15 protein-coding genes and 4 tRNA genes are annotated in these 19,000 nt (G+C 59.6%); 12 read left to right on the top strand and 7 right to left on the bottom strand.

What is annotated here, in order from left to right:
* Positions 1 to 107: 107 nt before the first annotated feature.
* Positions 108 to 410 carry an ATP-dependent Clp protease adapter ClpS gene (gene clpS, locus Mhypo_RS01035; protein WP_119339503.1) on the bottom strand — a complete coding sequence of 101 codons (303 nt, stop codon included), beginning with the start codon at positions 408 to 410 and terminating at the stop codon, positions 108 to 110.
* Positions 411 to 655: 245 nt separating this feature from the next.
* On the opposite strand from clpS, the gene Mhypo_RS01040 reads away from it, so the two are divergent.
* Positions 656 to 1,972 (top strand): hypothetical protein, encoded by a 1,317-nt coding sequence (locus Mhypo_RS01040; RefSeq protein WP_119339504.1) that lies wholly within the window; start codon positions 656 to 658, stop codon positions 1,970 to 1,972.
* Between the two features lie 317 nt (positions 1,973 to 2,289).
* On the opposite strand, the gene Mhypo_RS01045 is transcribed toward Mhypo_RS01040, so the two are convergent.
* A complete protein-coding gene (locus Mhypo_RS01045) occupies positions 2,290 to 2,769 on the bottom strand; it encodes an RDD family protein (RefSeq protein ID WP_240637060.1) in 480 nt (159 codons plus the stop codon).
* 39 nt (positions 2,770 to 2,808) lie between these two features.
* Between Mhypo_RS01045 and Mhypo_RS01050 the strand changes: the two genes are divergently transcribed.
* The 7 genes from Mhypo_RS01050 (at position 2,809) to Mhypo_RS01080 (ending at position 11,979) form a co-directional block, all read left to right on the top strand.
* Positions 2,809 to 4,833, top strand: a complete 2,025-nt coding sequence (locus tag Mhypo_RS01050) for a thioredoxin domain-containing protein (RefSeq protein ID WP_119339506.1) — start codon at positions 2,809 to 2,811, stop codon at positions 4,831 to 4,833.
* Between the two features lie 146 nt (positions 4,834 to 4,979).
* Positions 4,980 to 5,744, top strand: coding sequence for a TIGR00282 family metallophosphoesterase (locus Mhypo_RS01055; protein WP_119339507.1), 765 nt, complete (start codon positions 4,980 to 4,982; stop codon positions 5,742 to 5,744).
* Positions 5,745 to 6,291: 547 nt separating this feature from the next.
* The gene (locus Mhypo_RS01060) at positions 6,292 to 6,972 is read left to right on the top strand and encodes a FadR/GntR family transcriptional regulator (RefSeq protein WP_240637061.1); all 681 of its coding nucleotides are present in this window, start codon (positions 6,292 to 6,294) and stop codon (positions 6,970 to 6,972) included.
* The gene (locus tag Mhypo_RS01065) at positions 6,969 to 8,456 is read left to right on the top strand and encodes an ABC transporter substrate-binding protein (protein ID WP_119339509.1); all 1,488 of its coding nucleotides are present in this window, start codon (positions 6,969 to 6,971) and stop codon (positions 8,454 to 8,456) included. Before Mhypo_RS01060 ends, Mhypo_RS01065 begins: the two co-directional genes overlap by 4 nt.
* Positions 8,457 to 8,468: 12 nt before the next feature.
* A complete protein-coding gene (locus tag Mhypo_RS01070) occupies positions 8,469 to 9,413 on the top strand; it encodes an ABC transporter permease (protein ID WP_119339510.1) in 945 nt (314 codons plus the stop codon).
* Positions 9,414 to 9,415: 2 nt separating this feature from the next.
* Positions 9,416 to 10,249: an ABC transporter permease gene (locus Mhypo_RS01075; RefSeq protein ID WP_119339511.1), complete on the top strand. Its 834-nt coding sequence runs from the start codon at positions 9,416 to 9,418 to the stop codon at positions 10,247 to 10,249.
* 140 nt (positions 10,250 to 10,389) lie between these two features.
* Positions 10,390 to 11,979, top strand: coding sequence for a gamma-glutamyltransferase family protein (locus Mhypo_RS01080; protein ID WP_119339512.1), 1,590 nt, complete (start codon positions 10,390 to 10,392; stop codon positions 11,977 to 11,979).
* A 1-nt stretch (position 11,980) separates the two neighbouring features.
* On the opposite strand, the gene Mhypo_RS01085 is transcribed toward Mhypo_RS01080, so the two are convergent.
* Together Mhypo_RS01085 and Mhypo_RS01090 are read right to left on the bottom strand one after the other, a co-directional pair.
* Positions 11,981 to 12,190 (bottom strand): dodecin, encoded by a 210-nt coding sequence (locus Mhypo_RS01085; protein ID WP_119339513.1) that lies wholly within the window; start codon positions 12,188 to 12,190, stop codon positions 11,981 to 11,983.
* Between the two features lie 289 nt (positions 12,191 to 12,479).
* Complete coding sequence (locus Mhypo_RS01090) at positions 12,480 to 13,472, bottom strand: MBL fold metallo-hydrolase (protein ID WP_119339514.1); 993 nt, start codon at positions 13,470 to 13,472, stop codon at positions 12,480 to 12,482.
* Between the two features lie 194 nt (positions 13,473 to 13,666).
* On the opposite strand from Mhypo_RS01090, the gene Mhypo_RS01095 reads away from it, so the two are divergent.
* On the top strand, positions 13,667 to 15,316 hold the full coding sequence (locus Mhypo_RS01095) for a CTP synthase (RefSeq protein ID WP_119339515.1): 1,650 nt from the start codon (positions 13,667 to 13,669) through the stop codon (positions 15,314 to 15,316).
* Positions 15,317 to 15,366: 50 nt separating this feature from the next.
* Here Mhypo_RS01095 and Mhypo_RS01100 read toward each other — a convergent pair whose 3' ends face one another.
* The 3 genes from Mhypo_RS01100 to Mhypo_RS01110 form a co-directional block, all read right to left on the bottom strand.
* Positions 15,367 to 16,431, bottom strand: coding sequence for a DUF815 domain-containing protein (locus Mhypo_RS01100; protein WP_119339516.1), 1,065 nt, complete (start codon positions 16,429 to 16,431; stop codon positions 15,367 to 15,369).
* Positions 16,432 to 16,605: 174 nt separating this feature from the next.
* Positions 16,606 to 18,021, bottom strand: a complete 1,416-nt coding sequence (locus Mhypo_RS01105) for an HD-GYP domain-containing protein (RefSeq protein WP_119339517.1) — start codon at positions 18,019 to 18,021, stop codon at positions 16,606 to 16,608.
* Between the two features lie 167 nt (positions 18,022 to 18,188).
* Positions 18,189 to 18,264, bottom strand: a tRNA-Lys gene (locus tag Mhypo_RS01110).
* 151 nt (positions 18,265 to 18,415) lie between these two features.
* Here Mhypo_RS01110 and Mhypo_RS01115 point away from each other — a divergent pair.
* The 3 genes from Mhypo_RS01115 to Mhypo_RS01125 all read left to right on the top strand — a co-directional run bounded on the left by Mhypo_RS01115 (position 18,416) and on the right by Mhypo_RS01125 (position 18,767).
* Positions 18,416 to 18,492 (top strand) — tRNA-Pro (locus tag Mhypo_RS01115).
* A 35-nt stretch (positions 18,493 to 18,527) separates the two neighbouring features.
* Positions 18,528 to 18,603, top strand: a tRNA-Gly gene (locus Mhypo_RS01120).
* An 88-nt stretch (positions 18,604 to 18,691) separates the two neighbouring features.
* Positions 18,692 to 18,767: transfer RNA gene (locus Mhypo_RS01125), tRNA-Arg, on the top strand.
* Positions 18,768 to 19,000: the final 233 nt, after the last annotated feature.

Below are 19,000 nucleotides of genomic sequence, written 5' to 3' on the forward strand. Positions count from 1 at the left end.
TGCCTAGCCCATTGGAACGGAGGCCAGTCAAGAGGGCATACTTTGACCATCGGTTATAGACCGTTTTCCGCTGCGCATCGGGCAGAGGAAGGTAACCGCCGGCGCTGTCACTCTGGTTCCATGATGCACTGTAGTGGATGCCCCTCAGCGCTGGCAGCACCCATCACCTGATTGACCTTGGTTTCGGCAATTTCGAAGGGGTAAACGCCTGCCACGCCCACCCCGGCGTGGTGCACTTGCAACATGATGCGGATGGCCTCGGCCTCGCTTTTCCTGAAAAACCGCATCAACACCTCCACCACAAAATCCATAGGGGTGTAGTCGTCGTTAAGCAACAAGACCTTGTACAAATTCGGCGTACGGGTGGCCGGTTTAATCTGAGTACGGGTCCTGGTGGTGCTGTCGCTCACAACTCATAAGTGTAGCAAATGGTCGCTTCGGGTCGTTGAGGCTTTTTGGGAAAAATGACCCAATCAAACGTAACGCCAAAGTAACGTTTGTAGTTCTATTCTGGAATGTGGGGGTGGAGCATGAAAACTCCTCGAGGCTCGGGGGGTGAGTTAAAACAGCGGCCCTACGACTCAAAGCTCGTTGTATGAACAGGTGTATTCAACCCGCGCTGCTCTGAATTTTGCCTGATATAAAGGGGGTTTATATGCCCAAAAGTGAAGAGATGTCCAAAGGGGTTCCTTGTTGCCCCGAGGTGACTGCCCAGCCGACCTGCGATTTTTTGGACTTCCATTACCGCCAGCTCTTTCCCACCACGGTGGTGGTCAATGACCGCCGTCAGGGTGTGCAGGTCGAGGTGGTGATCCATGCCCGCCTCGAGCGTTGCGCGGGAGCCCTGGAGCTGGGCGACCTGGCCTATTCCACTACCCTATTTCCCGGTGAGCGGGTGCGGCTTTTCAGCACCGACCGGCGGAGCCGCTTCAGCTTTGATAGCAGCTCCAACCTTTCCTACCGCAACGAGCAGACCACCGAGGAACACTTCTACATGGCCAGCATGGAGCGCTTCATGTCCGACCTCACGGTGCGCGATAGCAGCCGGTCGGCTAGTCGCTCTCAGCATAGCGCAGAGGCCCATACCGAGACCAGCGGTCTCTTCGAGACCATCTTCTCCGGGCCCTCGGTGGGGGTCTCGGGCAGCTACAATGGTTCCTCGAGCAGCGAGTTTTTGCGCGAGCTACGCCAGCACGCCGAGGCAGCCCACAGCCGCGCCGAGATGGCTACCCGTGCGGCCAGCACGGTCTCGATTGGCGAGGTTAATACCCGCAGCCATGCCGAAGGCCAGAGCGAAGACCATTTCGAGTCGTCCTCGAGGGAGTTCAGAAACCCTAACCGCTGCCACGCCATCACCTTTTACTTTTACCGCCTCAACAAGACCCAGACCGTCCGCTTCAAAATTGTGGCCATCCGCCGCCGGGTGGTAGACCCTGCCGCCGATACCCGGGTAGCCAACCTGCCCCAGGTCTCCAAAGGGGGCGTTACCGCCATTCCCGCCGCCATCCTGGCCAGCGACCCCAAGCGCCTGGAAATTGAGGAGCGGGCCCGCCAGAGTGTGCTGGTGGGGGGTCGGGGCCTCGAGGCCAACCTGGGTGCTATTTCTGGAATACGGGCGGCAGCCTTCGTAACCCCTGCGGTAGCCGAACCCTTGCCGGAGGTGGTTCGGGAGCGGGCTTTGCGCCAGGTAGACCAGGATCTGGTGCGGGTTGGGTTACTGGATAAAGTGGGCGGCCAGCTTTCCGAGCAGGCCAGGCTCGAGTTCTCCTTTGAGCGCAAGACTTCTTTCCCCACGCCGGGCTTCTTCGTGCGGGGCTGCCTGGATGAGTGCAGCATCTGCGAGGAGAGCTTGCAGGAGGAGATCAAGCTCGAGCAGGAGCGCAAACGCCTGCAAAACGAACACCTTAAACGCCAGATCGAGCTGATGGACAAAGACCAGGAACACCGTTGCTGTCCAGAGCCTGCCGAGTAGTCCTCCACGTTCAGTGGGCTGTACGGTCAGCTGGTGAGCCGTACGGCCCATTCATACCGGATTCAAAAAGGCAGTTTACAAAACCAAAACTCCATAGGTTGTCTTTTTGAATCCTCGAGCACACCCCTCCCGAACGGTCGACGAAGAAAGCGTCTCGCTTCCAAGGGGCGGTATCGCCCTCCGCTACGCGGATAACTTCCAAGGGGCGGTATCGCCCTCCGCTACACGGATAACTTCGGCCCTGTTGATTCGTTTCTGCTCGGTAACGAATCAACCGAATCTGGTATCACATCTGCTTAACGGAGGCTAATTTCGACTCAAAGCCGGTTGGCTCGAGGAAAATGCTCCTGGTTTTTCCATACCACGAAGGTATCCGCAACCATATCGTGTAGGGTTTGCTGGTCTTTGTCCCAAAATATAAACAACAGACCCAAATACAGCACCATCGCATTCAACCAGCGCCCGGCGCTTTCCCGCATAAAAGCTTGTAGCATCGAGGGGTTCTGACCGTACTGGTTGACCACACGAATCCCCATAATTTCCTTGCCCAGGGTTGAGCCCGAACGCGCCAGAGGCAATACTGCATATATGAACCAAGCCAGAGGCGAAAAAATCGCGAAAAGAAGCAAGCCTTCGGTAGAAAAGTGGTGGCCCAGATGGGTGGGGGGAAACAGGGCATTTGCTGAAGCCACAACGCCGAACTGCAACCCGGCCATCGCCCCCAGGTCGATGAGGCCGGCCAGCAGCCGATGGCTCAGGTAGCGGAGTAATTCGGATGAGGGTCGGATTCGAGTCACGCCACTTTTACTTTAGCGCCAAATAGCTAGGCTAGGGGAGTGCCAAACCGTTTAGCCCAAGAAAGCAGCCCCTACCTGTTGCAACATGCCCATAACCCAGTGGACTGGTATCCCTGGAACGAAGAGGCTTTTGCTAAAGCTAGAGCCGAGAATAAGCCCATCTTTTTATCTGTGGGGTATGCCACCTGCCACTGGTGTCATGAGATGGAGCGTGAAAGCTTCGAAGATCCGGAAATCGCGGCCATCCTCAACACGCATTTTGTGCCCATCAAGGTAGACCGCGAGGAGCTGCCCGACGTGGACCACGTCTATATGTCGGCCCTGCAGGCCATGACCGGCTCGGGTGGCTGGCCCATGAACATGTTTTTGCTGCCCGATCTGCGCCCCTTTTTTGGTGGAACCTACTGGCCCCCAGAAGACCGCCAGGGCTTTCCCAGCTTTCGGCGCGTGCTGATGGGCGTACACAACGCCTGGCAACATCAGCATAAAGATGTACTGGAAAACGCCGAGCAGCTGACCGTCCACCTGCAAGGTCAGCTCAAGCCACGTACGGGCCCTTTGCCAGAGGACCTGCACAAGGTTGCGCTGGCCGGACTTTCCAGGGCTTTCGACCCGGCCTATGGGGGGTTTGGTTCGGCGCCCAAGTTTCCGCAGTCGCCTGCCCTGGCCTACCTGCTCTCGCTAGCCTGGCTGGGCGAAGAAGCCGCCTGGAAGCACCTTCAGCTAACCCTCGACCGGATGGCCGAAGGAGGCCTCTACGACCAGGTAGGGGGTGGTTTTCACCGCTACGCGGTGGACCATATCTGGCGGGTGCCGCATTTTGAAAAAATGCTTTACGACAATGCACAGTTGGCCTGGCTCTATGCGGCGGCCAGCCAGATGCAACCAACCACTGCCGAACAAGCCCGGCGCTACCGCCGAATTGCCAGGGAAACGTTGGACTATGTCTTACGGGAGATGACCGACCCACAGGGAGGCTTCTGGTCGGCCCAGGATGCTGACTCGGAAGGGGTGGAGGGCAAGTTTTACGTCTGGCAAGCGAGCGAGTTTCGTACAGTTCTCGGCGCTGAAGCAGATGCGGCAATGCTGCTCTTTGGGGTTTCGGAGGCCGGAAACTGGGAGCATACCAACGTATTAGAGCGTCGCATCCCCGACGAAGCCCTGATGCAGCACCTGGGCATGGGGCTCGAGGCCTTTGAAAACTGGGTTGAGAGCGTGCGCAAGCGGCTTTATGCGGCCCGACAGCAGCGAATTCCGCCCCTCACCGACGATAAGGTGTTGGCCGACTGGAATGGGCTGATGCTGAGGGCCCTGGCCGAAGTGGGGCGCTTGCTGGGAGAACCCACCTATATCGAAGCGGCACGCAAAAACGCCGGTTTTGTGTGGCAAGCGATGTATAAGGATGGGCTATTAAGGCACTCCTGGCGCAAAGGTTTGCTCAAGCCCCAAGCGTATCTGAGTGACCAGGCCCACTACGGGTTGGGTCTTCTGGCCTTGTATGAACCCACAGGAGAGATGGCGTGGCTTGAGGCCGCACAGCAGCTTGCCGAAGCCATCCTGACCTACTTCAAAGAGCCGGAGGGGGGCTTCCGCGACTCGCTCGACCCTACCCTGCCGGTCAAGGCTCGGGACGCCTACGATGGGCCATATCCATCGGGCAGCGCTTCCGCCGCTGAGCTCTTGTTTCGCCTGGCCGCCCTCTACGAGCGCCCCGACTGGCAACAAGCCGCCCTTTCTGCGGTGGAGTTTTACGCGCAAAGCCTGGTGCGCAATGCCTTTGGCTTTCCGGCCTTGCTACAGGCCCACCTGGTGGGCACCCAGGGCACCGAGCTGGCGGTGGTGGCTCCGTCGGAGCTCATTGAGCCGATTCGCCGATGGTTCTTGCCCCTTACCACCCTGGCCCATGGGTCGCCCGATTTGCTGCCGGTCTTACAAAACCGCCAGCCTGGGCTGGCCTATTTATGCCAGCAGGGGGCTTGTCGGCTGCCTGTGGATAGCCTGGAGCGGCTCTTGGCGGAGCTCGAGGCCATCTATCCCGGTATCAGCGCCCAAGTCAAACCATAAAGGCCCTTCGAGAGCAAGTGGGTGCAGGGGCATTAACAGCCCCATGATGAATGAACTTGCACCACAGGCTATCCATGCCGATTCGCACGGGGCGAGTTATGGTTTTTTACACTGCCTTAGCGCTATTAGCACGATAAGCTGGGCCTATGCGTGTGTTGTTTGTTGGCGATGTCTTTGGCGACCCTGGCTTGCGGGCGGTAGCGATGCACCTCCCCGATCTACGTCCCCACTACGACCTGGTTATTGTTAATGGAGAAAACGCCCACCACGGCAAGGGTCTGTCCAGGCCCGCCTACAAAAAACTCCGCGAGGCCGGGGCCGACTTGATTACCCTGGGCAACCACGCCTGGGATCACAAGGATATTTACGACCTCATCCAGACCGAGCCCATTATTCGAGCCCTTAATTACCCCCCCGGAACGCCCGGAAAGGGGTACTGGGTACTCGAGGCCCAGGGGGAGCGCCTGCTGGTGATGCAGGTGATGGGGCAGGTAGACATGGGCCTGAACCTCTACGACCCTTTTCGCACAACCGAGGCCTTGCTGGCCGAAGTACCGCACGATTACGCCCTGCTCGAGGTGCACGCCGAGGCCACCAGCGAGAAATACGCCCTAGGGCATTACCTGGGCGGCAAGGTATCGGCTCTGCTGGGCACCCACACCCACGTCCAGACCGCCGATGCGGGCTTTCTGGCCAATGGAACCGCCGTTCAATGTGATGTGGGTATGACCGGCCCCATCCACTCCATCATTGGCGGTGAAATCGAGAGCTTTTTGGGGCGCTTTATCACCCAGCGGCCCACGCCCTTCAAAGCAGCCTCGGGGAGGGCCATGTTCTGTGCCACCGAGCTGGTACTGGAGGGGGGTAGGTGCGTTCAAATCCGGCCCATGCGGTGGGATGAACCGGAGTAAGAGGTTTCATCAAAGACGGGGTGCGGCCTGGCTGCGCATGCTGGCTCACCGGACGATTTAGGGTTGGCTACACGCGGTGGACAGAAGCAACACCACCCGGGGTTGACGGAGACAACCGGACTGCATAGGCCCCTGGAAGGACATCTCCGATAGCCCTGTAATACCGGATTCAAAAGGACAGTTTATAAAACCAAAACTCCATGGGTTGTCTTTTTGAATCCTCGAGCACACCCCTCCCGAACGGTCGGCGAAGAACGCGTCTCGCTTCCAAGGGGCGGTATCGCCCTCCGCTACGCGGATAACTTCCAAGGGGCGGTATCGCCCTCCGCTACGCGGATAACTTCGGCCCTGTTGATTCGTTACCGAACGGTAACGAATCAGCCGAATCTGGTAGAAACGGTTTTTTGGCCCGGATAACCAGAAGAGCCAGGGGCTTGTCGGGCGGAATGTGGCGTGTGCTACATAAAGCCCTACGTTTCTGTTTATTGTATCTTCATGCATTTGCTGGTTCAGTGGTCAGACCAATAAGGGAGTTGACTCCTTAATGATGCGCCCGGCCCGAATTCCCGAAAAGCTGGCCAAAGACCTCGAGCAACTGCTCCAAGACGGCGTATGGCGGCCTGGTGACCTGCTGCCGGGGGAGCGCGACCTGGCCAGCCGCTTTGGTGTGAGCCGTTCCTCGGTGCGCGAGGCCTTGCGGATACTCGAGCTTCACGGCTGGGTGGAAATCCGACAAGGGGACGGTACACGGGTGGCCCATCCCTCGGAGAGTTTTGGCCGTCGCCTGCGCTCGAGGCTGCACGAAGAAGACTTTATCGCCGAGCTGTTTGAGGTGCGGCGCATCCTGGAGCCAGCAGTAGCAGCTTTGGCTGCGGAGCGTGGCGATAAACAGGCCATCGAGCGACTCGAAGCGTTGCTTGCGCAGCAAAAAGCAGCTAAAGGAGACCTTTACCAATTTGTTGAGCTAGACATGGATTTTCACAAAACCCTGGCTGAGATGAGCCAAAACACAGTTTTGAGTGAAATTGTGGTGTTGCTTGCGGCTGAACTGCGTCAGACCCGTCTGTCTGCCACGGCAAAACGCTTCCGCCCGGAGACCACCCTTGCTGAACACAGCGACATCCTCGAGGCCATTCGATCTTCCGATCCTGAAATGGCCCGCAAAGCTATGCTGGCACACCTGAGCACCGTTGAACGCGCGGCAAAAACCAAGGAGGTAGGCAGATGAGACAGTGGTTGGTAGCAGTTGTTTTATGGAGCCTGGGGGGCCTGGGGCTGGCCCAGACCGTCACGGTGGGATTGGACGCCGATCCGCCCAACCTCGACCCCATGCTTTCGTCCGCACTGGTAGATCGCCAGGTGCAAAACCAGATTTACGACAAACTGGTAGACCTGGACGAAAACCTGCGTATCGTCCCCATGCTGGCCACAAGCTGGCGGGTCGAGGAAAACGGAACAGTGTATGTCTTTACTCTGCGCCAGGGGGTCAAATTCCACGACGGCACCGACTTCAACGCCGAGGCGGTCAAGTTCAACCTCGACCGCTACCGCAGCACACCGGGTTCGCGTCGTGCGGGCGAGCTTTCGCTCATCAATAATGTGCAGGTGGTCAACCCCACCACCGTGCGCGTCGCCCTGAAGGAGCCCTTTGCTCCCTTCCTGGCTATCCTTTCCGACCGTTCGGGCATGATGGTTAGCCCCACCGCAGTCCAGAGACTGGGGGCCGAGTTTAGCAACAACCCGGTGGGCACCGGCCCCTTCAAGTTTGTGGAGCGTCGTCGGCAAGACCGTATTGTGCTGGCCCGCAACGAAAACTACTGGCAGCGCGGCTTACCCCGCATCGAACAACTGGTCTATCGCCCCTTCCCCGACGATGATGTGCGGGTGGCCAACCTGCTTTCGGGCGCGGTGAACATCATCACCCCGGTGGCGGCCAAAGACCTTGCGGCTATCCGCAACAACGCCAACCTGGTGGTCAACAACTTCCCCGGTATCGGCTACCAGGGCATCTGGCTCAACCACACCAAAGGCCCCTTTACCAACAAGGCCCTGCGGCAGGCGTTTGCCGCGACCATTGACCGCGATGTGGTAGACCGGGTGGTATTCCTGGGTACGGCCCTCCCCTCCAACGGGCCCTTCCCGCCCGGTACCCTGGCCCACGATAAAAGCATTGCCGTTCCCAAGCGCGACCTGGCCTTGGCCCGGCAGAAGCTGGCCGAAGGGGGTCGTCCGCAAGGGTTCAGCTTCACCCTGACCATCGCCCCTGGCCCAGTGCTGGCCCAACTGGCCCAGGTCTATCAGGCCATGGCCGCCGAAGCTGGCATTCAGGTTCGCATCGAACAGGTGGAGTTTGGCACCCTGCTCGACCGGGCGGCCAAGCTGGAGCTCGAGGCCGTGGCAGTGGGCTGGAGCGGTCGCCCCGACCCCGACGGCAATATCTACGACTTTGTGCGCTGTAAAGCCGCCAACAACTACTCAGGCTATTGCAATCCCCGGGTTGACAGTCTGCTGAACCGGGCCCGCACCGTGCGCTTGCCGGAAGCCCGCCGCGACCTCTACAGCCAGATCACCAAAATCATCCAGGAAGACCTGCCCTACATCTACGTCTACCACCCCCAGACCACCATCGGCCTGAGCCGTCGCTTGAGCGGAATTCCGGTCATACCCGACGGCATTCTGCGCTTCAGGGGAGCGAGCCTGGGCGGCCAGTAGGAGTCAAGCACGGTGTTCCTCTTCGTCCTGCGGCGCCTGATTGGCGGGTTGCCCACCCTGCTGCTGGTCACGGTAATGGTGTTCGCCCTGACCCGGATCCTGCCGGGTGACCCCGCAAGGCTGCTGCTGGGCGAGGAGGCCACGCCGGAGCTCGTCGCCCAGATCCGAGAAGAGCTGGGGCTCAACCGGCCCATCCTGGTGCAGTACGCCGACTGGCTGTGGGGCCTGGTGCAAGGTGACCTGGGGCGTTCGATTCGGGGCAACGAACAGGTAGCCCCCATCATCTGGCAAAAACTGCCCACCACCCTCGAGCTCAGCTTTTTCTCCCTGCTGGTTGCTATCCTGATAGGCCTTCCGGCAGGGGTGCTGGCTGCCTTGCGAAGAAACACGGCTGCCGATGCCAGCGTGACCGTGCTGGCCCTTTCGGGTATCTCGATTCCCAACTTTTTCCTGGGCATCCTGCTGATCTACTTGTTCAGTATCCGGCTGGCCTGGATTCCCCCTTCGGGCTATGTAGAACCCTGGGTAGACCTGCAAAAAAACCTGCTGCTGATGCTAATGCCCGCCATCACCCTGGGTACGGCGTTGGCCGGTGCGATAGCCCGCTTTACCCGCAATAGCATGTTGGAGGTGCTCTCGCAGGATTATGTTCGCACCGCAAGAGCCAAGGGTCTGGAAGGCCGGGTGGTGGTCTACAAGCACGCCCTGCGTAATGCCGCTATTCCCGTCGTGACCGTCATCGGGTTGCAACTGGGCGGCCTGCTGGGCGGGGCGGTGGTCACCGAACAGGTCTTCTCCATTCCCGGCTTTGGGCGGTTGCTGGTGGACTCGGTTTTCAACCGCGACTTTCCCGTCTTGCAGGCGGTGGTGCTGATTTCGGCCCTGGCGGTGTTTCTGATTAACGTGCTGACCGACCTGCTCTATGCGGCCATTGACCCGCGCATCCGCTATCACTGATGATGAGCAACCGCACCCTCCGAGCCCTCCTTGCCAACCGCCTGGCCATCGCCGGGATGGTCATCTTGCTGCTGCTGGTGCTGGGGGCCACCTTTGCGCCCATCCTGGTGCCCTATAGCCCCACCGCCACCGATTTCAGCGCCCTGCAACAGGCGCCTTCGGCCAAGCACTGGTTTGGCACCGACCAACTGGGGCGGGACATCCTCTCGAGGGTTTTTTATGGGGCTCGAGTCTCTTTGGCAGCCGGCCTGATCTCGGTGTTGATTGCGCTGGTGCTGGGGGGCCTGATCGGCCTGGTGGCAGGCTTTTACGGCGGATGGATAGACGATGTGCTGATGCGGCTGACCGACGCCATGCTGGCCTTTCCCTTTCTGGTGCTGGCCATTGCCCTGGCCGCCGTCCTGGGGCCTAGCCTGCAAAACACCATGCTGGCCATTGGGGTGGTCACGACGCCGGTGTTTGCCCGTTTGATTCGGGGGCAGGTGCTGGCCGAGCGCCCCCGCGAATATGTGCAGGCGGCGGTGGCCCTGGGCGGGGGGGATGGCCGCATTATCATGTGGCACCTGCTCCCCAACATCCTGGGGCCCTTGATTGTACAGGTGAGTTTGAGCACAGCCACGGCGGTTCTGGCCGAGGCTACGCTGTCTTTCCTGGGGCTGGGGGTGCAGCCACCCACCCCTTCGTGGGGCTCGATGCTCAACGATGCTCGAGGCTACCTCAGCCAGGCACCCCACATGGCCCTGTTCCCTGGTCTGGCTATTTTTCTGGCAGTGCTGGCCTTCAATCTTATCGGCGACGGCCTGCGCGATGCTTTCGACCCGCGCATGAAGAAATAGGACTGCCCACAGGGTGGGTGCATTTGTGAGGCGGCTTAGCCAGGTCGTTCTAATGGCGCTCTTCCGCTCGAGGCCTGTTCCCAGTTTTATTTGGCCCTTTGACCGACTGGCCTTAGTGTGATGTAGAAAGGTCTTTTGTAATGAACCTCAACCAATATCCCTATCCCTCCCGTCGCAATGTGGTAACCGGCAAGCGTGGCGCGGTAGCCACCAGCCAGCCCCAGGCCGCCCTGGCCGGCATGGAGATGCTCCTGGCCGGGGGCAGCGCGGTGGATGCCGCCGTGGCTATGGCCATTGCCCTGACGGTACTCGAGCCCACCTCCAACGGCATTGGCTCCGATGCTTTTGCCCTGGTGCATGATGGCCAGAAGCTGCATGGCCTTAACGCCAACGGCATGAGCCCGGCCAGCCTGGACTTTGCCACCTTTGCAAATAGTGGACAGGTGCCCACCCGGGGCTGGCTTCCGGTCACGGTGCCGGGCGCCCCTTCGGCCTGGCGGGAACTGCACCAAAAGTTCGGCAAGCTGCCCTTTGAGCAGCTTTTTGAACCGGCCATCCGCTACGCCGAGGAAAGCTTCGCTGTAAGCCCCGAAACCGGGCGCGCCTGGTCGCGCATCGAAGCGGTGTATGGGCCGCTGCAAGACCCCTGTTTCCAGCCTTTCAAGGCTGTGTTCATGCCCGGTGGCAAAGCCCCCCGACCCGGCGACATCTGGCAAAGCCCACGCCACGCCGAAACCCTGCGGGAGATTGCCCGTACCGGTGCGGAGAGTTTTTACCGGGGCAAGCTGGCCGCTCAGATCGCCGATTTCGCCGCCGCTACCGGGGGATACCTGACCCGGGCCGACCTGGCCGCCTACCGTTCGGAGTGGGTAGAGCCCCTCTCGGTGCGCTACCGGGGTCTGGAAGTTCATGAAATACCCCCTGCCGGACAAGGGATTGCCACCCTGATGGCCCTGAAAATACTGGAGGGCTTTGAGCTGGGGCGGTATCCGCGCGACTCGGTGGAGGGCTTTCATCTCCAGATTGAGGCCATGAAGCTGGCTTTTGCCGACGTGCAGAAGTACGTGGCCGACCCGCGCTTTATGCCTGTTTCGCCTGCCGAGTTGCTTTCCGCAGACTACCTAGCCCAGCGCCGCAGGCTAATTGGCGAGCGAGCGCTGCCGGTGCAGGCCGGTGCGCCCAAAGGGGGTACCGTGTATTTGGCCGCTGCCGATGGCGAGCTACAGGTTTCTCTGATTCAGTCCAACTACATGGGCTTTGGGGCGGGTATCGTGGTGGACGGCACCGGCATCTCACTGCAAAACCGGGGAGCCTGTTTTGTGCTCGAGGACGGGCACCCTAACCAGTACGCCCCGGCCAAGAAGCCCTTCCACACCATCATTCCTGGTTTTCTGACCCGCGGTGGCAAGCCCCTGGGGCCTTTTGGGGTGATGGGAGGGCATATGCAACCCCAGGGCCACCTGCAGGTGGTGGTGAACCTGGAAGACTACGGCATGAACCCCCAGGCAGCCCTGGATGCGCCTCGCTGGCAGTGGACGCGCAATCAGCAGGTGGAGCTCGAGCCCAGCCTACCCGCTCACCTGGTATACGGCCTCAAGGAGCGCGGCCACGAGGTGGTCTTGCAAAGTGAGTGGGCCTCTTTTGGCCGGGGTCAGATCATTCTGAAGCCAAAAGACGCCTTCCTGGCGGCTACCGAGCCGCGCGCCGACGGCCTAGCCCTGGCCTGGTGAACTACTCCTCCTCGAGCCGGAAGCCCACCAAAAGCGTCACCTGGTAGGTGTTCACGTAGCCATCGGTCAGGCTGCCGCGAATCTCCTTGACCTCGAACCAGTCCATGTTGCGCAGGGTTTTGCGGGCCCGCGCCAGGGCAACCTTAATGGCGTCCTCGAGGCTCTCCGCACTGCTGCCGACCAGTTCCACTTTCTTGTAGACCTTGCTCATGGCTGACCTCCTGTGTTCCAAGGGTAGCGCCCCAAAGCGGGGATAAATGGCCTTTGTGGGTCTAATGCCAAATCCACCAGAACCCCTTTCCTTCTCCCCTTGCGGGAGAAGGTGGCGACCCACTGCCAGTAGCATGTAGAAATAGTGTCACTGACGTCAATTGCTGCGTCTGGGGTGTCGTCTAGGTTACGGCTTTGCAAGTGCTTGCACCAGAATCGCGCAAGCGACTCGCCTAGGATGAGGGGGCTTTACTGGGGACGCGGAGTTGTTGCTCTGGGTAAAGCAGGGATTAGCGGCTGTAGTGAGCAATCCCGTCTTGCTCGAGCCTCTTCACCGCCCCTTCAGCCACCAGGTACTCCAGGTGCGCCAGCGTCTCCGACCAGGCAAACCGCCTTTGGGCCAGGTTCAGGTTGCCGGGAAAGAGCGCCAGCGAGAGCTGCCAGCAGGTCTGGGGCTGGTCGTACACAAGCTGGAGCAGGAACTGTAGCCGCTCCACATGATGGGCCCTGAGCTCGGCCACTCGGCCCGCTATGTCCTGGATGGGCCGGTAGTGCCCTGGCAAGGCCACCGAGGCCCCCAGTGCAGCAGTTTTTTCCAGCGACTCGAGGTAGTGCTTCAGGGGATTGGGGTAGGAGTAGGCCCAGAGGCCGATGTTGGGGGAGATGCGCTCCAGGATTTGATCCCCGGCTAGTAGCACCCCATCCGATTCGCGCAGCAACATGGCATGGCCGTCGGCGTGGCCGGGCGTCCAGACCGTCCGGTAGCGCATACCTGCCAGTCGGAGGGTCTCGCCATCGCGGAAGGTATGGGGTTTTTGCGCAGGATGCACCCGGCTGCGGGTTTTGTCCATTTCTCCGGCCAGGTCGGCCAGGTATTCATCGGTAACGCCGTGCCGATGGAAGAGTGCTTGTCCCATCTGGTTCATGCGCTCGGGCTCTGTCCAGAAGATGTGGCCGCGCTCTAGCTCCACGTCCAGCATCCACACCGTGGGTCCCTGGGCCTCAATCAGCCCGGCCAGGCCGTAGTGGTCGGGGTGGTGATGGGTGACCACCAGGCGCTCGAGGTCGCCCAACCCCAGCCCATGCTCGTGCAGGGCTGCTTCCAGACCGGCCCGCGCTTCGGCGGTGTCCAGGGCGCAGTCCACAAGCACCGGGCCGTCGGAAGAACCGGGGCCAGGGAGTAGCAGGTAGCAGTTCACATACTTGAAGGGGTAGGGGATGGGCACCGGAATGGCGAAAATGCCCGCCGCGACCTGGTGGGAGAGTTGAGTGGCCCCAGCCATAGCAAGATTGTACCAAGTCAAACTTTTTTGCAAAGATACCCGGCCAATGGTGTTCGCACGGCTGGACACAGGGGGGTTAGGTCATGGTACGATCAAATCCCGTGATAGTGAAGCGGCTCCACCGTACCGGTTGAGCGTTTGAAAAGGAGCTTTTGGGGCGCTGGACAGCGTCCGGCGCATGATGGGGGTTTGTTATGAAATACATTTTTGTCACGGGCGGTGTGGTCAGCAGTTTGGGTAAGGGTATTCTCACCTCCAGCTTAGGGGCCATCCTGCGGGGTCGGGGCTACCGCGTGACCGCGATCAAGATTGACCCTTATGTCAACCTGGACGCAGGCACCATGCGGCCCTACGAACACGGCGAGGTCTTCGTCACAGCCGATGGGGCTGAAACCGACCTAGACATCGGCCACTACGAGCGCTTTCTCGATATAGACCTGTCCCGCGCCAACAACATCACCACTGGTCAGGTGTACCTGTCGGTGATTCAAAAAGAGCGGCGCGGCGAGTACCTGTCCCAGACCGTGCAAGTAATCCCGCATATCACCGACGAAATCAAAGACCGCATTCGCCGCACGGCTCGGGAGCAAAACGCCGAGATTGTGGTGGTGGAGGTGGGGGGCACGGTGGGCGATATCGAGAGCCTGCCCTTCCTGGAGGCCATCCGGCAGTTTCAGTTCGACGAAGACGACCAGGATTTGATGTACCTGCATTTGACTTTGGTGCCCTATCTGGCTACGTCTGAGGAGTTCAAAACCAAACCCACCCAGCACTCGGTCTCTACACTGCGGGGGGTGGGCATCCAGCCCGATGTGCTGGTTCTGCGCTCGGAGAAGATGGTACCCGAGGACGTGCGCAAGAAGGTGGCCCTTTTTACCAACGTGCACGCGGGCGAGGTCTTCAGCAGCCCCACCGTGCAGTACCTGTACGAAATGCCCTTGGTGCTGGAGGAGCAGGGCCTGGGGCGGGTGGTGGAGAAGAAGCTGGGCCTGGAGCCCATTCAGCCCAACCTGAGCTTCTGGCAGAACGCTGTGCGCAAACTCAAGCAACCCGCCGACGAGGTCTCGGTGGCCTTCGTGGGCAAGTACGTCAAGATGCCCGACGCCTACCTGAGCATTCTGGAGGGCTTTCGCCATGCAGGCATTGCCCACGATGCGCGGGTGAGCGTGAAATGGGTCAACGCAGAGGACATCACCGACCTGGGTAAGGCCGCCGAACTGTTGGGCGACGTAGATGGGGTGTTGGTGGGGCCTGGGTTTGGTATTCGTGGTATCGAGGGAAAGATCCTGGCGGCCCGCTACGCCCGCGAAAGCCGCGTGCCCTACTTTGGCATCTGCCTGGGGTTGCAAATTGCCGTGATTGAATATGCGCGCAATGTGCTGGGCCTCGAGGGGGCCAACAGCACCGAGTTCGACCCCTACACCCCCCACCCGGTCATAGACCTGATGCCCGAGCAGCTGGAAGTTGAAGGTATGGGTGGCACCATGCGGCTGGGCAACTGGCCCATGCGCATCCACCCCGAAACCTTGCTCTATAAGCTCTACGGTAAAGAACTGGTCTACGAGCGGCACCGCCACCGCTACGAAGTAAACCCCGCCTATGTCCAGCGCCTGATCGAAGGCGGCCTTGCGGTCTCGGCGGTTACGCCGGGGGTCCAGGGTAGGGGAGAGGGGCTGGTAGAAGCCATCGAGTTGCCCCATCACCCCTTCTTCATTGGCCTGCAAGCTCATCCCGAGCTTTCTAGTCGCCCCATGCGGGTCTCGCCGCCTTTTAGTGGGTTTATTGGGGCGGCCTTGGAGCGCAAGCGCCAGGGTTTGTTCCAGTCCATCCAGCGCTTACCCTGATGTAGACGTCGGGTCTGTCCATCTTGCGCCAACAGCCCATCTTCTACCGGTCACTGTTGATTTGCAAAATGCCGTGCGGTGCGCCCTGAAAAGCCCCTGCCCTCCAGGGCAAATTGGAGGGCAGCTTTGCGGGTTCCCTCGTCGAGTTCTCGTCCCAGAATGTGAGCCACGGCTTCCAGGTAATGCTGCTGATCGAAAGGTGGAAAGGTGAGTACCAGTCCGAAGCGGTCGGCCAGGGCCAGCTTGTCTTGCAAGGTGTCCCAGGAAGCGGGGTTGCTAGCATCGGGGTCGGGCCGATCCGACCAATCCTGGGCAACCAGGTTGCGGCGGTTGGAGGTAGCCACAACCAGCACATTGGACGGTCGCTCGTATACGGCTCCCTCGAGCAAAGCCTTCAGTTTGTGGAAGCGCGCATCCTCGCTGGCAAAGGTCAGGTCGTCCAGGTAGAGCACAAACTTATAAGGCAGCGGAGCCAGCAACGCCAGCAGTTCGGGCAGTTGCTCTAAGCCATCCGCCAGTACTTCTACTAGTCTCAGACCCCGGTCGGCGTACTGGGTGCGCAAAGCCTTGACCGAGGTGGACTTGCCGGAGCCTCTGGCCCCGTAGAGGAGCATGGGAACGGCGGGCTTCCCAGCCAAAAAGCGCTCCACGTTGGCGCGCAGGGTCTGGATTTGTCGAGTATAGCCCACCAGGTCATCAAAGCTGGCAGGGTCGGGCTTCTCGATGGCCTGCATGCGCTGGCTAAATAAGAAGGCCGTATGGTGGACATAGATACCGTAACCGAAGGTTTGATACAGGTTTTGCAGTGCGGCGGGCGAACCTTCCAACAGTACCTTCAAGGCGGCGCTTTCGGCTGCGCTGGGGTCTCGGTTGCCAAAGTCCGAAAAGGGGTACTGCTTTTTGAGACGCTCCACCTCCCGCCGCAGGTGCCCCAGCTCCTGGCTGATCCAGTCGGCCATTCCAGGGCTTAGAGGCTCAGACAGCAGGCGTGTGGCCAGGGCTTCGTCTGCCAGAATGCGCTGGCACATCACCCAGGCCCAGGGTTCTCCGGCAGGGACTCGAGCGTGAAAGAGTTCGGCCAGGGGGGTGTCGTAGAGCGGAGGAAATAACTGCATGGTCGGCTATTTTATCGTGATGCTTCGACGGGAGCTTGTGATCGGTTCAGTTTGTTGCCTATCAAGATGTTCGTGCTCGAAAAATCTACCAGAAACCACGCATTAAAACGCACGCAACCTGACAAAGCTTTAGGGTTGCGCATGGCGTGGCTATCAACTATGGGCTATCACCCTTTAGGCCCTGACATTGGCCTTGCTGGGGTTGGCAGCCTCCATGGCTTCCTTGCCGGAGGGTGAGGTAATGCGTTTGATAAAGATATCCACCAGCTTGGGGTCGAGCTTCTTGCCCCTCAGGCGATTAAGTTCCTCGATAATTTCCGCAGGTTTCCAGGCCCGCTTGTAGGGGCGGGGGCTGTAGAGCGCATCGAAGGTGTCCACTACCGCAAAGATGCGAGCCAGAATGGGGATGTCTTGCTCTTTCAGGCCGTCGGGGTAGCCGCTGCCATCCCAGTTTTCGTGGTGATGGCGTACCACTTCCAAGGTTTCTTGGGGTAAAAATGGCACTCGTGAAAGCATCTCCCACCCCTTGACCACATGGCTTTTCATAATTTCCCATTCTTCATCATCGAGTTTGTCGGGCTTTCGTAGGATGTGGTCGGAAATAGAAAGCTTTCCGATATCGTGCAAATAGGCACCCCAACGAAGAAATTTACGCATGGATGCATCCAGATTCAGGTCTTGAGCCAGCTGGTCAGCCCAGGCCACAACCCGCTTGGTATGCCCCTGGGTCTCGTGGTCGCGAAATTCCAGGGCCAGACCCAAGGCCCGCAACGTACCATCGTAGGCATCCTCGAGGTGCTTGAGGGCTTCCATCTGCCCCAGTTGCGCCCCCATCACCCGGGCCAGCGAGTTGGCCATGGCCTTTTCGTCGGACTGGAAAGGCTTGTTGCCCTCCCGAGCCAGAATTACCACCCCCAGGGGGCGCTTCTGCCGCGCCGAGACCGGAACTGCTGCGGTAGACCAGCCCGCACTTTCGGGGATGCCCTCGAGGTAGTTGCCCACCACAAAGGTGTCGGTCAGAGAAGCATGGGTGCTCAACTTTTGCTGGGGCAGGTGCCGCCCCCGGTAGCGCTCTAGAGCGCCGCGTGCGCTCACTACCACCGGCTTACCCTCGCGGAAGCGCACAAAGGCCAGGTGTGGCGCAATGTTCAGGTTGTAGAGCGAGGACATGGCGCTTTCGGTTAACTCCAGCGGGTCGTTGGCGGTGCTGATGTTCAGGCTGCCTTCCTCGAGCAAATGCATGAAGCGCAGTGAGTCCTCGAGTTCCTTCTGCGAGCGCCGGTCCCGCTCTCGCAACCAGGCCACAAAACCCAGCGCTACCAAACCGGGGAGCATGGTAACCAGCAAACTATCCATGTTCAGGTTGGGTTTGGGGTACAGGTGTTGCACAATGGTGTAGAGAAATAACAGCGGTACCACCCAGCGCATGCTCTGAGGCCCATCTTTCCAGACCCAGGGAATTAGAAAAAGAAAGCTAAAAGCCTGGTAGCTATCAGGCAAATAAAGAAACGAAACCACACCCCAGATGAGCAATCCCAGCAGGCTCAGGAGGTTTTGCTTTTGTACTATCTTTAGATAGGTATTTCCCATAGTACGCACGTTGCCCTAAATGTAGCACTGTGCTCGAGGGCCGATGGGTTATTTGCCGCCCACAAGCTGAGTGGGTATCAAAGTGAAAAGAGTAACCATGCCAGGAAGCGCAAAGGCAAAACCGGGGCTTTTAGCCCCGGTTTCCTCGCAATGCTGCTCGGCTTGCTTGGTGGGCTGTACAGGAATCGAACCTGTAACCCACTGATTAAGAGTCAGTTGCTCTGCCAATTGAGCTAACAGCCCAAGCAAAAAGTAAATATAGTAGCGGAGAAGTTTTTTGTCAATACCGGGTAATCGCACAATCGGTATCGGTCAGAGCCAATCGGGTTTGACCGCTTTTGGCGTGCATGCTATCTTTATTGTTGCGTTGTGGCAGGAATGCCAGGCGTACAATCGGGGAGTAGCGCAGTCTGGTAGCGCATCTGCTTTGGGAGCAGAGGGTCGCTGGTTCGAATCCAGTCTCCCCGACCAGACGCACCGGCGGCTGCCAGACGTAAATACAGCGTGCGGGAGTAGCTCAGTTGGTAGAGCGTCAGCCTTCCAAGCTGAATGTCGCGGGTTCGAATCCCGTCTCCCGCTCCACCTACCGCCCTTCTGGGCGGTTTTATTGTGGGCTACTGGCTTCTGGATAAGTCTGCTAAACTATCGCTGGCCTTGTTTGGGTTTGCCTGCGCCCGTAGCTCAGTGGATAGAGCAGCCGCCTTCTAAGCGGTAGGTCGGGGGTTCGAGTCCTCCCGGGCGCGCCATCTGGATTACAAATGTTCATGTACAAACCCCCATTTGCCTGGATCACCGAATGGGCCTTTAGTGCCGTGCAGGCTAGCAATACACGGCTTCACGGGCACATATTTAATACCAGATTCGGTTAGTTCGTCACCAAAGGGTGACGAACTAACCCGACCGAAGTTATCCGCGTAGCGGAGGGCGATACCGCCCCTTGGAAGTTATCCGCGTAGCGGAGGGCGATACCGCCCCTTGG

It is taken from the genome of Meiothermus hypogaeus, from assembly GCF_003574035.1.
Lineage (GTDB): Bacteria > Deinococcota > Deinococci > Deinococcales > Thermaceae > Meiothermus > Meiothermus hypogaeus.

What these genes read in the sequence shown, in the direction of transcription:
- Mhypo_RS01055 (WP_119339507.1), top strand. Translation starts at nt 4,980, where the DNA reads ATGCGTGTGTTGTTTGTTGGCGATGTCTTTGGCGACCCTGGCTTGCGG.
- Mhypo_RS01075 (WP_119339511.1), top strand. Translation starts at nt 9,416, where the DNA reads ATGAGCAACCGCACCCTCCGAGCCCTCCTTGCCAACCGCCTGGCCATC.
- Mhypo_RS01040 (WP_119339504.1), top strand. Translation starts at nt 656, where the DNA reads ATGCCCAAAAGTGAAGAGATGTCCAAAGGGGTTCCTTGTTGCCCCGAG.
- Mhypo_RS01100 (WP_119339516.1), bottom strand. Translation starts at nt 16,431, where the DNA reads ATGCAGTTATTTCCTCCGCTCTACGACACCCCCCTGGCCGAACTCTTT.
- Mhypo_RS01065 (WP_119339509.1), top strand. Translation starts at nt 6,969, where the DNA reads ATGAGACAGTGGTTGGTAGCAGTTGTTTTATGGAGCCTGGGGGGCCTG.
- Mhypo_RS01105 (WP_119339517.1), bottom strand. Translation starts at nt 18,021, where the DNA reads ATGGGAAATACCTATCTAAAGATAGTACAAAAGCAAAACCTCCTGAGC.
- Mhypo_RS01090 (WP_119339514.1), bottom strand. Translation starts at nt 13,472, where the DNA reads ATGGCTGGGGCCACTCAACTCTCCCACCAGGTCGCGGCGGGCATTTTC.
- Mhypo_RS01085 (WP_119339513.1), bottom strand. Translation starts at nt 12,190, where the DNA reads ATGAGCAAGGTCTACAAGAAAGTGGAACTGGTCGGCAGCAGTGCGGAG.
- Mhypo_RS01060 (WP_240637061.1), top strand. Translation starts at nt 6,292, where the DNA reads ATGCGCCCGGCCCGAATTCCCGAAAAGCTGGCCAAAGACCTCGAGCAA.
- Mhypo_RS01080 (WP_119339512.1), top strand. Translation starts at nt 10,390, where the DNA reads ATGAACCTCAACCAATATCCCTATCCCTCCCGTCGCAATGTGGTAACC.
- Mhypo_RS01095 (WP_119339515.1), top strand. Translation starts at nt 13,667, where the DNA reads ATGAAATACATTTTTGTCACGGGCGGTGTGGTCAGCAGTTTGGGTAAG.